The 12,920-nt window shown below is 55.9% G+C and carries 11 protein-coding genes and 1 pseudogene; 2 read left to right on the top strand and 10 right to left on the bottom strand.

Annotation, left to right across the window (positions count from 1 at the left end; all coding sequences use genetic code 11):
• Positions 1-41: 41 nt before the first annotated feature.
• A pseudogene (locus tag AACI_RS17225) lies at positions 42-197 on the bottom strand (Uma2 family endonuclease); the annotation flags it as partial.
• Between AACI_RS17225 and AACI_RS16870 the strand changes: the two are divergent.
• On the top strand, positions 165-332 hold the full coding sequence (locus tag AACI_RS16870; protein ID WP_245530703.1) for a hypothetical protein: 168 nt from the start codon (positions 165-167) through the stop codon (positions 330-332). The pseudogene AACI_RS17225 and the gene AACI_RS16870 sit on opposite strands and share 33 nt — an antisense overlap.
• Here AACI_RS16870 and ilvA read toward each other — a convergent pair.
• The 9 genes from ilvA to AACI_RS03970 all read right to left on the bottom strand — a co-directional run bounded on the left by ilvA (position 319) and on the right by AACI_RS03970 (position 11,252).
• A complete protein-coding gene (gene ilvA, locus AACI_RS04010; protein ID WP_012810199.1) occupies positions 319-1,542 on the bottom strand; it encodes a threonine ammonia-lyase in 1,224 nt (407 codons plus the stop codon). The genes AACI_RS16870 and ilvA overlap by 14 nt on opposite strands.
• 49 nt (positions 1,543-1,591) lie before the next feature.
• Entirely contained in the window at positions 1,592-2,515 is a 924-nt protein-coding gene (gene prpB / locus AACI_RS04005) for a methylisocitrate lyase (RefSeq protein WP_012810198.1), read from the bottom strand.
• A 15-nt stretch (positions 2,516-2,530) separates the two neighbouring features.
• Positions 2,531-3,976 carry a bifunctional 2-methylcitrate dehydratase/aconitate hydratase gene (locus AACI_RS04000; protein ID WP_012810197.1) on the bottom strand — a complete coding sequence of 482 codons (1,446 nt, stop codon included), beginning with the start codon at positions 3,974-3,976 and terminating at the stop codon, positions 2,531-2,533.
• Positions 3,977-4,065: 89 nt separating this feature from the next.
• Positions 4,066-5,178: a citrate synthase gene (gene mmgD / locus AACI_RS03995; RefSeq protein ID WP_012810196.1), complete on the bottom strand. Its 1,113-nt coding sequence runs from the start codon at positions 5,176-5,178 to the stop codon at positions 4,066-4,068.
• A 297-nt stretch (positions 5,179-5,475) separates the two neighbouring features.
• Complete coding sequence (melA, locus tag AACI_RS03990) at positions 5,476-6,774, bottom strand: alpha-glucosidase/alpha-galactosidase (protein WP_012810195.1); 1,299 nt, start codon at positions 6,772-6,774, stop codon at positions 5,476-5,478.
• Between the two features lie 70 nt (positions 6,775-6,844).
• On the bottom strand, positions 6,845-7,774 hold the full coding sequence (locus AACI_RS03985) for a carbohydrate ABC transporter permease (RefSeq protein ID WP_008336847.1): 930 nt from the start codon (positions 7,772-7,774) through the stop codon (positions 6,845-6,847).
• 72 nt (positions 7,775-7,846) lie between these two features.
• A complete protein-coding gene (locus AACI_RS03980) occupies positions 7,847-9,229 on the bottom strand; it encodes an ABC transporter substrate-binding protein (protein ID WP_012810193.1) in 1,383 nt (460 codons plus the stop codon).
• 98 nt (positions 9,230-9,327) lie between these two features.
• Entirely contained in the window at positions 9,328-10,149 is an 822-nt protein-coding gene (locus AACI_RS03975; protein ID WP_012810192.1) for a carbohydrate ABC transporter permease, read from the bottom strand.
• A complete protein-coding gene (locus AACI_RS03970; RefSeq protein WP_245530702.1) occupies positions 10,146-11,252 on the bottom strand; it encodes a LacI family DNA-binding transcriptional regulator in 1,107 nt (368 codons plus the stop codon). The genes AACI_RS03975 and AACI_RS03970 overlap by 4 nt, the downstream gene beginning before the upstream one ends.
• Before the next feature lie 289 nt (positions 11,253-11,541).
• Here AACI_RS03970 and AACI_RS03965 point away from each other — a divergent pair, with 289 nt between their 5' ends.
• Positions 11,542-12,918: an MFS transporter gene (locus AACI_RS03965; RefSeq protein ID WP_012810190.1), complete on the top strand. Its 1,377-nt coding sequence runs from the start codon at positions 11,542-11,544 to the stop codon at positions 12,916-12,918.
• The last annotated feature ends 2 nt before the right edge of the window (positions 12,919-12,920 follow it).

The raw sequence follows: 12,920 nt of genomic DNA, 5'->3' as shown, positions 1-12,920 counted from the left end.
GGAAATGCTTGGGGCGGCATGCGGTCGCCGACTCGGTTGGACATGTGCCAACGAAGCGCCCCGCCGTTCGCGCGGTACACGTGCACGGCTCGCTCTTCTGGCTCCACAATCCAGTATTCAGGCACGCCCGCGCGCTCGTACAACAACATCTTGCGAATCGTATCATGCGCCGCCGTGGAAGGCGAAAGAACCTCCACCACGAGAACGGGGACGCCGACGACGCGACGGTCCTCAAGAAGGAAGCGCTCGGTCATCGCGATGCGAGAGAGCGCGCTCATCGCCGCGGGCACCTGGTCCGGCCTCGCGCCGAGCCGGTCATCAATCCCGGATGACCGGCTCGTACCCCGCCTGGCGCAGCGTGTCGCAGATCAGCCGGATGTGGGCGTGATCGCGCGTCTCGAGGTCGATCTCGACCTCCGTCTGCCCGAGGTGGATGTGCGATCCTACGCGCTGATGGTGCACCGTGAGCACGTTCGCGCGGAGCCGGGCGACGATGTCAAGCAGATCCCGCAGCGCGCCCACGCGGTCCTGAATCGTCACGGCGAGGCGCAGGTAACGCCCTGATTCCACCAGCCCGTGTTCGATGATCCGCGACAGCACCACCACGTCGACGTTGCCGCCGGACAACACGGCCACGACCTTGCCGAGCCCCGCCGGCACCTTTTTCCCCAGCACGGCTGCGATGGTGGTGGCCGCTGCGCCCTCCACCACGAGCTTCGACCGCTCCATGAGCAGGATCATCGCGCGGGCGATCTCGTCCTCCTCCACGACGACCACGTCGTCGATGTACCGCTTCGCAGCCTCGAACGTCAGCACACCGGGCCGCCGCACCGCGATGCCGTCTGCGATGGTCGGCTCGCCCGGCACCGTCTCGATGGCGCCGAGATCGAGCGCGTGGCGGAACGCGGGCACGGCCTTTGCCTGAACGCCATAGATTTTCACGCCAGGGCGCAGGGATTTGAGCGCGATGGCGATGCCCGCCGCGAGCCCGCCACCTCCCATCGGCACGATGACGGCGCTCACGTCCGGCAACTGCTCCGCAATCTCGAGCCCAATGGTTCCCTGACCGGCGATGATGTCGGGATCGTCAAACGCGTGAATGTAGGTGAGCCCCTCGCGCATGGCGATCTCGCTCGCGTGCCCGTATGCGGCGTCGTAATCGTCGCCGTGGAGCACCACGCGCGCCCCGTACCGCTGCGTGGCCATAATTTTGGCGAGGCTCGCTCCTTCCGGCATGACGATGGTGCATGGCACCCCGCGCCCTCGCGCCGCATAGGCGACGCCCTGCGCGTGGTTACCCGCGGACGCGGCGACAACGCCAGTCAGGGTGCCCGACTCCGCGAGCACCGTGATCTTGTTCAGCGCGCCGCGCAACTTGAACGATCCCGTCTTCTGCAAGTTCTCCAGTTTGAGATAGACCTCGTTGTCGGACAGGCGCGAAAACGTCTCGGAGTAGTCGAGCGGCGTATACAGCGCGCTCCCTCGAATCCGCTCTCTCGCCCGTTCGATATCCTCCAAGGTGGGTAGCGACCGATCCTGCAACCGCCTCTTCCTCCCTAAAGAAGGCGGGCCCGAAAGGCCCGCCCCATGCTCATCTGTCCGCGCGCTTCATCGAATCCTCGAGCACCGTCTTGGCGATGTGCTCGTCGAGCGCCTCGTAATCGAAGTAGCGGATGGTTTGGTACAGCTCCTCGCGCGACTGCATCTCCGACAGGAACGACTTCTGCGTCCCCTCGCGCTGAATCGCTTCGAACACGCGCTCGATGGCCTTCGCCGCCACGCGGACGCTCGTCACGGGATAAATCACCATGCGATAGCCCCACGACTCGAACTGGTCCGCGGTGTAGTAGGGCGTCTTCCCGAATTCCGTCATGTTCGCGAGCAGCGGAACACGAACCCGCTCCGCAACATAGCGGAACTCCTCTTCCGTCGTCAAGGCCTCCGGGAAAACGGCGTCCGCGCCCGCCTCCACGTACCGATTGGCGCGCTCCACGAGCGCTTCGAGTCCCTCCACGCTTTTCGCATCGGATCGGGCCACCACCATGAGCGTGGGCGCCACCGTCTTCAACATGCGGATCTTCTCCACCATCTCCGACGGCTCGACGAGCTTCTTGCCGTTCAAATGCCCGCACTTCTTGGGCATGACCTGATCTTCAATCTGCACCGCCGCCACGCGCGCTTCGACCATCTCCTTCGCGGTGCGCGCGACGTTGAGCACGCCGCCGTAGCCGGTGTCGATGTCGACGAGCACCGGCAGGCCGGAGGCCCGGACGAGATCGGACGCGCGCTCAGCGACTTCGTTCGAGTACACGATGCCGAGATCGGGCAGTCCGCGGCTCGCCGTGTACGCCGCGCCGGACAGGTAGATGGCTTCAAATCCCGCCTGCTTCGCGATGCGCGCCGTCAGCCCGTCGTGCGCGCCGGGGATTTTGAGGATCCGCGGCTCCTGAATGCGCTCGAGGAACCGCTTGGCCAACTGCTCTTGGCTCGGTTGCTCTTCCACCAGCCACGCCAACGTTCACGCCTCCTCTCAGATGACAAACAGCTCCATGAACTCGTCGACCGGCGTCTCATGCAGCCGCTCGGCGTCCAGGCACAGGTCGAGGATGCGTTCGGCGCGCTTCTCCGGAAAGCGCGTCAACAGGTTCGCGCGGAACTTTTCAATGACCTTCGGCAGCCCTTCCGCGCGGCGGCGGCGATGGCCGATGGGATACTCCACTTCCACCTTGTCGGTGTGCGATCCGTCGCGGAAGAAGATCTGAACGGCGTTCGCGATGGAGCGCTTGTCCGGATCGAGGTAATCTTTGCTGTAACGCGGATCCTCGACGACCTCCATCTTCTCGCGCAGCGCGTCGATCCGCGGATCGCTTGCCGTCTCGTCCTCGTAGTGCTCGGCCCGCAGATCGCCGTAGATGAGTCCCACCGCGACCATGTATTGGATGCAGTGATCCCGATCCGCCGGATTGTGAAGCGGCCCTTTTTTGTCGATGATGCGAATCGCGGACTCGTGCGTCGTGATGACGATGCGCTCGATCTCGTCGAGGCGATCCTTCACGAGCGGATGCAGCTGGAACGCGCACTCCACCGCCGTCTGGGCATGGAACTCCGCCGGGAAGGAGATCTTCAGGAGCACGTTCTCCATCACGTACGAGCCGAGCGGCCGCGCCAGCACAATCGGCTTGCCGCCCATGACCACGTCGCTAAAGCCCCACTGAGGCGCCGTGAGCGCGCTCGGGTAGCCCATCTCGTCGCGCAGCGCCATGAACGCGAGCCACACGGCGCGGCTCGTCGCGTCGCCCGCCGCCCACGACTTGCGGGATCCCGTGTTCGGTGCGTGGCGATACGTGCGGAGCGGCGCGTTGTCGATCCACGCGTTGGAGACGGCGTTCTGAATCTGTTCGCGCGATCCGCCGAGCATCGCGGTGGTGACCGCCGTCGAAGCCACTTTCACGAACAGGACGTGATCGAGCCCGCGGCGGTTCAAGCTGTTCTCGAGCGCGAGCACACCCTGGATCTCGTGCGCCTGCACCATGCGCTCGAGCAATTGGCGCACCGTCAAGGGTTTTTGTCCCCGCCTGCGCGCCTCGCGGCTCACGTAATCCGCCACGGCCAGGATGCCGCCCAGGTTGTCCGACGGATGCCCCCATTCCATCGCCAGCCACGTGTCGTTGTAGTCGAGCCAGCGGATCATCACGCCGATGTTGAACGCGGTCTGGACCGGATCGAGCTCGTACTTCGTGCCCGGCACCCGCACGCCCCCCGGCATCACGGCCCCAGGCACGTACGGCCCGATGTGCTTCGCGCATTCTGGGAACGAGAGGGCGAGCAACCCCACCCCAATGGTGTCCATGAGCACGTGGCGCGCAATGTGAAGCGCCTCGTCGCTCGCGACCTCTGGCTTCATCACATAGTCCGTCATCTGCACGATCACGTCGTCAAACGGGCGTCCGCCCTGGCGATCCACGGTTGAACTCATCGTCAATCCCCCTGCACACAGCAAAGTGCCGGGCGGCAGCGCCGCCCGCTCATACGGTCGAGTATGGAAACGTCGGCTGCTTCGCCGATTTACGCCTTCAGGCCGCGCGGCCCTTTGTACAACACGCGCGGGCGGAAAATGCGGTTGTTCGCCAACTGCTCCATGACGTGCGCCGAAAGCCCCACGACGCGCGCCGCGAAGAACACCGGCGTGAAGAGCGGAACCGGGATTCCGAGCATGTACATGACCGGCGCCGCGTAGTAGTCGAGGTTCGGATACAGCCCCTTCTCCTCCCGCATGATGGTCTCGCCCGCCACGCACATATCAAGCCACTTCTTGGCCTCGGGATTCGATTCGGCCATCTCCTGGAGGGCTTCCTTCATCATCTGGGCGCGGGGATCCATCTTGCGCATGTACACGCGATGGCCGAACCCCATGATCTTCTCCTTGTTCGCGAGCTTGGAGCGGATCAGCCGCTCGAAGCCCTCCACGGTCTCCGCTTCGAGCAACATCTCCATGACCGCCTCGTTCGCCCCGCCGTGCAGCGGCCCCTTCAGCGACGCCACCGCGCCTGTCAGCGCCCCGTACATGTCGGACAGCGTGGACGTGATGACGCGCGCCGCGAACGTGGAGTTCGGCAACTCGTGCTCGCAGTAGACCATGAGCACCTGATCGAAGTACTTCACCTCGTCGGCGCTCGGCTCACGTCCGGTGATCATGTACAGGCCGTTTGCGACGAAGGAGAGATCGTCCTTCGGCGGAATCGGATCCCGGCCATGAGCGATGTGATGGCTCGCCGCCACGATTTGCGGAACCTGGGCCAGGAGCCGCATCGCCCGCTCGCGGTTCGCCGCAGGCGACTGATCGTCGAGATTTGGGTCAAACCCCGAGAGTGCCGATACGCCGGTGCGCAACATGTCCATGGGATGCGTAGTCGGCGGCAGCTGCTTGAGGATGGCCCAGATGTTCAACGGCACCTGGCGATGCGACTTCAGCGTGTGCTCAATTTCCTGCCGTTCCGCCTCGTTAGGCAAGCGCTTGTCAATGAGCAGGCCAATGATATCAATATACGACACTTTCTTGGCGAGATCGATCAGGTCGTATCCGCGCAGGACAATCTCTTCGTGATCGACATCCAAAAACGAGATCTCCGTCTCACATGCGATCACGTTTTCCAAACCGGGTCTGTACGCTTCGGTCATGAGACAGCCTCCTCGTCGAGCGCCTAGGAACCAGCCAGCCAGCCAGGGCGCCCCGTTTCGATAGCGGTTACATAGCCTCATTATACAGGAACTAGGCCGGCAGGCGGTTTGACAGTGTGTTCAGACAAGTTTAAGGAAGGCGGCCAGAAGCTACGACATGGATGCGGCCTCGAACCACAACCAACTCAAACATTTACTGCACCCCAAACCAGCCTACAGCGTTTCACGACGTCTTGCTATCACTAAGAAACCTGCACAACGTGTGCGTTGTGCAGGTTGGACCAACGAGTTAGTGATTCAATGAAATTCTGGCAGCCAGTTTCCGTGTGCCTCAATTAGATCGTCGCAGAGAGCCACAATTTCGTCAAGCGTGAGCTCGGAGGCAGTGTGGGGATCTAGGAATGCAGCCTGGTAGACCGCCTCCCTTTTCCGTGTTATTGCCGCTTCGATGGTCATAAGTTGGGTGTTAATATTCGTACGGTTTAAAGCCGCGCATTGTTCAGGCAGACGCCCCACGTAAGTTGGCGTCACTCCACTCGCGTCCACTAAGCAAGGTACTTCAACACACGCTTCTCTCGGCAAGTTTTCGATTAATCCCGTATTCATAACATTGCCACCGAGCTTGTATGGCTGGTTGGTCTCCATAGCTTCTAACAGATACGAAGCGTATTCATGTGTCCGTGTATGCTGCAGGTTCTTATTCTCAACTAGTGACTTTCTCATCTGACGCCATTGCTCAATTTGAGCTACGCATCGACGTGGGTATTCGTCTAACGGTATATTCAGATTTTCTATTAATTCGGGGTGGGTTCGCTTAATGAAGTACGGGTGATATTCTGCATTGTGCTCAGACGACTCAGTCACATAATAACCAAATTTATCCATTATTTCAAATCGAACCATGTCTTCATGCTTTTGCTTCTGCTTCTCTCTAGCCCGGCGCTTAATTTCTGGATATAGGTCTACACCGTCCTTCTTGACCTCTAGAAGCCAGGCCATGTGGTTGATCCCAGCAATCTTGTATTCAACTCCTTCAGGATCCATGTTCAGCGACCTGAACAGATTCGGCACGCAAACCTGCACGCTGTGACATAACCCAACCGTCTTGATCCCGCCGTGTGTAATCATGATGTTCGTCAGAACAGCCATCGGGTTTGTGTAGTTTAGGAACCAAGCGTCAGGACAAACCTCCTGCATATCTTCTGCAATCGAAAGCATCACAGGAATCGTGCGTAATGCACGGAAAATCCCTCCTATACCTACTGTGTCTCCGATCGTTTGTCTGAGTCCATATTTTTTGGGAACTTCAAAGTCGATGACCGTACACGGCTCGTAGCCACCGACCTGAATTGCGTTAATCACGTATTTCGCTCCGGTAAGCGCCTGCTTCCGATCACGGTAGGCCTGAATGTGAACATCGGCACGCAATTGCTCCTTCAGGTTGAGCAGCATCCGTTCAGAATCTTTTAGTCTTTCCTCGTCGATGTCGAATAGAGCAAACTCAAATCCCCGCAATGACGGTGTCAACATGCAGTCTCCGAGTACGTTTTTTGCAAAAACTGTGCTTCCCGCTCCGATGAATGCGATCTTGTCCATCGACGACATCCTCTCTAGCCTTCACAGTCTGAGTCTCGTACTGGCAAAGTGGATTTCGTTTTTCACACAATCAACTCATGTCGTATGTTGCTCCTTTGCCCACAAAACGGAATTGGATAAGTGTAACCAAGAGAATCACGACAAACAGAATGACTGACAACGCCGCAGCATAGCCCATGTGAAAAAACTGAAATCCCTGCTGGAATATATAGTAGTTGTAAACGTTCGTCGCTGTACCGGGACCTCCTTGTGTCATCACATAGACAGTGTCGAACACTTGAAAGGAGCCGATCACACTCGTGATCAGCACGAACAACAGTGTCGGCCTGAGCAGTGGCAAGGTGATTGAAAAGAACTTTCGCAGTCGCCCCGCCCCATCGATATTCGCTGCTTCATAAAGATGGGACGGGATACTTTGTAGCCCCGCAAGGAAAAAGAGCATGTTATACCCGGTCCATTGCCATATGTTTACTGCAGCAACGCAAGGCAGGGCTTCTACTGGCGATGAAAGCCACTGCTGCGGGTGCAGGCCAACGGCAGTTAACACGTCATTGAGAACGCCATTGGTTGGATCAAAGATCAAGTTCCACACCACTGAGATAGCTACCGGCATGGCCAGCCAAGGAAGGACAAAGAACGCTCGAAACATCCCCATTCCCGGAAGTCTGCGGTTCAACAAAAGCGCAAGCAAAATGGCCAACACAGTTTGGACCGGAATATTGAGCAAAACATAATACACTGTCACAAGCATGGAGTGGAGTGCAAGGGGATCTTGAAAGATGTCAAGATAGTTACGAAGCCCAACAAATTTAGGGGGTGATAACATATTCCAATTGAAGAGGCTTATAATCAGCACTGCGACAGCAGGTACAAGAAGAAACGCCAATACTCCTATGAAACTCGGGAATATAAAGGCGTAAGGAGCCAGTCGCCTGCCGATGTTGTATGAAGCATTTGTTTCTACTTGCCGAGTCAGCCGAGCGCTGGCGTCGATCCCCATAATTCTCACATCCTGTCCTCAGATTCAAGGCACGGGAAGGCACCGAGCAGCGGTACCTTCCCACGAAAGGAATCACTGACCGCCATTCAGTGCCGCATCCGCCTGCTGCACGGCTGTTTGGAGCGCCTGAGACGGGGGCACTTTCCCTAGCCACATTAAATCGAATTCTTTGTCGATCGCGTTCTCAGCTTGCCCCCAGTTCACAGTGATGGGGAACGATATGGTCTTACCCCTCGATTCTTCGAGGAACGGCGTGACATCGACGCCTTTCTTGGTCCAGGCCTGTGCAAACAGTGGTGCCAACGACTTGATCCCAGGCCATACGTAACCACCCGATGCGAGGATCCGCTCAGATTGCGGACTCGCCAGCCACTGAACCAGTTCCCACGCTTGCTTTGGGTACTTCGTATGCGCATAGATGGCGTCCGACAGTCCGTTCATGACAGACACACGACCTATTGGCCCGACAGGTAGCGGAGCTATCCCGACAGGGAAATTGCTTGCCTTCACGACAGGTGTCAGGACCCAATCGCCATCGGTGTACATCGCCAGCTTACCTTCTTCAAATAATTGCTGAGCATTTCCTTCACTATTTACAACGTTAGCTCCCTCGGCTCCAGAAGGCGATACATGGTACTTGTAAATCATGTCAATAAGATTCTGCATGGTCTGAATGGCCTGCGGGGTGTCCATTAGCACCTGAGTCCCGAAGTTATGGTCTAGGATTTTCACTCCGTCTTCGGCCAAAAAGTTGTAATAAAATGACTGATTTGAGTTATATGACATAAATCCGTATTGTACGATTTGGTTCGGATTGAACCCTGGCTGGCCCGGGTGTTTTCCGTTCTTATCTACGGTCATTTCTTCAGCAACCTTGACCAATGTTCCACCATTTCTAGGATTCCAAGTCAAGTTTGTTGGAAATGGAACATGATCCTTTTCGAACAGCTTCTTGTTATAAAATATGGCTATCGTGTCCCAGTCCTTTGGCAGGCCATAAATATTTCCGTTGTACTCGTACTGCTTCAGCAAGTTCGGATAATATTCTCTCAAATCGACATGGGAACTCTTAATATAAGGCGTCAAATTGAGAAGTTGACCGTTCGTAACAAAAGTAGGGAAATAAGTAACATGATCCCAAAACACGTCGGGAGCTGTCCCTGCCGCCATTTCAGTCTCTAATTTTTGCCAATACTGAGACCACGGGTACTGTTCGATGACAACTTTGATATTCGGATGTAACTTTTCAAAGACGGCGATGGACTGCTTGTAACCGATTTCCTCGTTCGGATCCCAGAGCATGTAATGTAACGTGACAACTTGGGTAGAAGCACTGCCTTCACTCGTTGAGAACTGATGACCAGGCTTATTCGCAGTTGATGTACCACATCCAACTAGGAGCATCGTCAGAACAACCGGAATAGTAAAAACAACCTTCTTTCCATTACGATTCATACCACAACCCCCTTCATTGTTAGCCTCTAGGCTTCACCTATCTGAGTGTGCAATTGGCTGACCGCGTGATTGCCTACCTTCCATCACCTCCTTCTGCTCTACTTCAACCCAGTGAGCTGAATTGACTCGATAATCCTGCGCTGAAACAGCAAGAATAGGATGACCAATGGGAGCAGGGCTATTGTGGAAGCAGCCATCATGTAGTTCCATTCTGCACCTACTTGAAATTGAAACGAGGCAATGCCTACACTCACAAGCTTCATAGAGTCGGTATTCGTCACAATGAGGGGCCATAGAAAGTTGTTCCATGACGACACGAACGTAATGATTGCCAAAGTCGCTAGAACCGGTTTGCTTAAAGGCAAGATGATTTGTACGAATACTCGAATGACACCTGCTCCGTCCATTCGAGCGGCTTCTTCAATCTCAGAGGGAATAGTTAGGAAAAATTGTCTCAACAGAAATATGCCCACCGGAGTCCCGAGCGCAGCTGGCGCAATGAGTGCATAGTAGGTGTTGATCCACCCCAGATATTTCATCATGATAAATAGAGGAATGAGTGTTACGATGTTGGGGATCATGAGCGTACTTAAATAAAGCATGAATATTACATTCTTCCCCTTAAAGTTAAACCGCGAAAATCCATAGGCAGCCATAGAACCGAAAATGAGCTGGCCTAGCACGCTCGCAACTGCCACAATCACGGTGTTCAGTAAGTATCGCCCCATGTTAATCTGTTGAAATACATGGGTATAGTTGGCCCATTCGATGTGAGTCGGCAGACTCAAAAAGTGAGATGTGAAGACCTCGCTTTCAGGCTTCAAAGAAGTAAGTACGGCCCACAGATACGGAAATATGGATATGAATGCACCTACAGCGAGGACGAAGTAAGCAGCAAGAATCGTAAGAATTCGCCTCATAAGCCGAAGTCCCTCCCTCCGGCGGCCAGACTGCCACAAGCCCCGCAACTCTCTCGAATGACCAGCTGATATGGCATGACAACCTGAACTGGTACGTTTGGATCATAAGGGCACATTAGCATCCGCACTCCTATCCTCCCCATGACTTCTGGCTGCACACGTATTGTGGTGAGCGCTGGGTTGACATAGGCCGCCATGTCGATGTCATCGAACCCGACCACAGCTACGTCTTCAGGCACCCGCTTTCCTATCTCAGTTAGCGCCCGTATGACCCCAATCGCCATCGGATCGCTTGCAACGAAAATCGCTCTTGGGAGCGGCGCGCCTTCTTGGAGCATAAGCTTCATGGCCTCATAACCCCCGCCAGTTGACCAGTCTCCGTGGTACACAGGGGGTTCGGCACCGACCGTTGACTTGACACAAGTGCGGAACGTGGACTCACGCTCATCCATGCCGAATCTGCGGGTCCCACCGATGTAGGCAAAAGTTCGATAACCCAACCTCCAAAAGTGGTTAAAAACATCTTTTACGGCACTAGAAAAATTAAGAAGTACAGATGAATAACGAGCCACATTTGGACAATGATCGAGAAATACAACATTGGGGTGGTGGAAATCGTCCCAACCAGACCATTCCTCAGCACCGATCACGAGCACCCCGTCAAAGTTCGACAACTCACTTGGACTGAATTCAGCGGGGGTTTTTACGTAAAACTTAACGGGATGGATCAACCCCTTTTCCTGACACTCCAACTCGATCCCACGCACCATAGGCCAAAAATATGGGTCATCACGCTCTTGCTCTTCTGGATGGAAATCGACAATTGCAATTGTTTTTATCTTACTCGTAGCAGATCTATTTTGCCGCCGTTTTACTTTGTAATTTAGCTGATTTGCTGCTTCTATGACCCGTTTTCGAGTGGATTCAGGAACGGACAAGGAACGATCTTCGTTCAGCACTCGAGAAACCACGGCAATTGAGACGCGAGCGAGTTCAGCAACATCCTTCATCGTAGCCAATACCTTGCCGCCCCCTTTCACACAGATGACTGGGCTTAAAGAAAGTATGATTTTACGAGTAAAAATACACAAAAATATCTCCATTGAACATGGTTATTTACTTCGCTTTGTTGTAGTTTTCAGTCGTCTCTGTGTCTCGGCATCGTGTATTCCGCCCTCGCACACTTCTCGGGCCTCATATGGGCATTGTCGTAGCTTACACTTACACGCTGCCCGCACCAGCACTTGAAACTATTCGTTAAGTTTATATAAGTGATTCGTTATACGAAATCTAATACCGTGTATACTAAATAACGAAAATGTTTTCATTTGCACCTGCCCAGGGAGGTGAACGAATTCGGCAGGCCAGTGACGTCGAAAGCGAGGGATGATCGTGTCTACACCCATGGTGGCAGCTCGCCTCAACCAAATGCCCCTCACGCGGTGGCACAAGCGCATCGCCGTGATCGTCGGCATCAGCCTGTTCTTCGACCTGTTCGACATTTACCTCTCCGGCGTGCTCGGCACGGTGCTGACCAGCGCATTCCACATTCCCAAGTCGGAACAGGCCCTTCTGCTCTCATCCGCATTTCTCGGCATGTTCGTCGGCAGCATCGGGTTCAACGCACTGGCCGATCACGTCGGGCGCAAGGCCGCCTTTCTCGGCATCCTGTCGACCTATTCCGTGTTCACCTTCATCGCGGCCTTCAGCCCCAACGCGACCTTTCTGATTGTCTTCCGGTTTCTCGCCGGACTTGGCATCGGTGCGCTGTTGCCGCTTTGTGACGTGTACCTGAGCGAAATTTTCCCCGCGCACAACCGCGGCAGGATCATGGCCTGGACGTACACGCTCGAGTTTTGTGCGACGCCGGTGGAGGGATTTTTGGCACGTGCCCTTGTGACCACCCACTTCCTCATGGCGGGCTGGCGCTGGCTGTTTGTCATTGGATCCCTCGGCGCCATCATCGTGTGGTCGCTGCAGCGAATCCTGCCCGAATCGCCTCGCTGGCTGGAATCGGTGGGCAGACATCAGGAAGCGGAACAAATCCTCGCTCGATTCTTGGAAGAGGCACCGCGCGAACCGGGGAACGAAACGCCTGTCACCGACGCCGTGGAACCCAAGCGCGTGCCGCTTAACACGTTGTTCACGCCGACGTACGCGAAGCGAACCATCATGCTTTGGATTTTTCAAATCCTCCAAACCTTCGGCTACTACGGCTTCGGCACGTTGGTTCCGCTGGTCTTGGCGAGCAAGGGCTTGACCATCACCACGTCGCTCACCTACGCCGCGGTGAGCTTCATCGGCTATCCCATCGGCTCTCTGCTCTCGGTCCCCATCGTGGAACGCATCGAGCGCAAATGGATTGTCGTGGGGGCCGCGTTTTGCATGGCCGTATTCGGCATTCTCTTCGGCATGACGACCCAACCTACATTGATCATGCTGTTCGGATTTCTCTACACACTGTCGAGCAACATCTTCTCCAACGGTTACCACATCTTTCAGGCCGAGATTTACCCGACCGCCGTTCGGGCCACGGCTGTCGGCACGGCTTACAGCTTAAGCCGCCTGATGAGCGGCCTGATGCCGTTCATCCTGTTGCCCGTGCTGCACGCCCACGGGGCCACGGCGATGTTCTCGGTCGTGGCCGGCGCCATGGTGCTTTTGATGATCGACGTGGGGGCGCTTGGCCCGAAGACGACTGGAAGGTCGCTAGAGGATGTCAACGAGCGCGTGATCGTGCAGGAGCAAGGGCCGAACATCGGGGTGTGATG

Origin of the sequence: Alicyclobacillus acidocaldarius subsp. acidocaldarius DSM 446 (assembly GCF_000024285.1) — a bacterium.
Taxonomy (GTDB): Bacteria; Bacillota; Bacilli; order Alicyclobacillales; family Alicyclobacillaceae; genus Alicyclobacillus; species Alicyclobacillus acidocaldarius.
The sequence above is the reverse complement of the archived record's forward strand: the minus strand, read 5'-3'. Positions and strand labels throughout refer to the sequence as shown.

What these genes read in the sequence shown, in the direction of transcription:
- AACI_RS16870 (WP_245530703.1), top strand. Translation starts at nt 165, where the DNA reads ATGCGCCGCCGTGGAAGGCGAAAGAACCTCCACCACGAGAACGGGGAC.
- AACI_RS04000 (WP_012810197.1), bottom strand. Translation starts at nt 3,976, where the DNA reads ATGAGTTCAACCGTGGATCGCCAGGGCGGACGCCCGTTTGACGACGTG.
- mmgD (WP_012810196.1), bottom strand. Translation starts at nt 5,178, where the DNA reads ATGACCGAAGCGTACAGACCCGGTTTGGAAAACGTGATCGCATGTGAG.
- melA (WP_012810195.1), bottom strand. Translation starts at nt 6,774, where the DNA reads ATGGACAAGATCGCATTCATCGGAGCGGGAAGCACAGTTTTTGCAAAA.
- AACI_RS03985 (WP_008336847.1), bottom strand. Translation starts at nt 7,774, where the DNA reads ATGGGGATCGACGCCAGCGCTCGGCTGACTCGGCAAGTAGAAACAAAT.
- AACI_RS03980 (WP_012810193.1), bottom strand. Translation starts at nt 9,229, where the DNA reads ATGAATCGTAATGGAAAGAAGGTTGTTTTTACTATTCCGGTTGTTCTG.
- AACI_RS03975 (WP_012810192.1), bottom strand. Translation starts at nt 10,149, where the DNA reads ATGAGGCGAATTCTTACGATTCTTGCTGCTTACTTCGTCCTCGCTGTA.
- AACI_RS03970 (WP_245530702.1), bottom strand. Translation starts at nt 11,252, where the DNA reads ATGGAGATATTTTTGTGTATTTTTACTCGTAAAATCATACTTTCTTTA.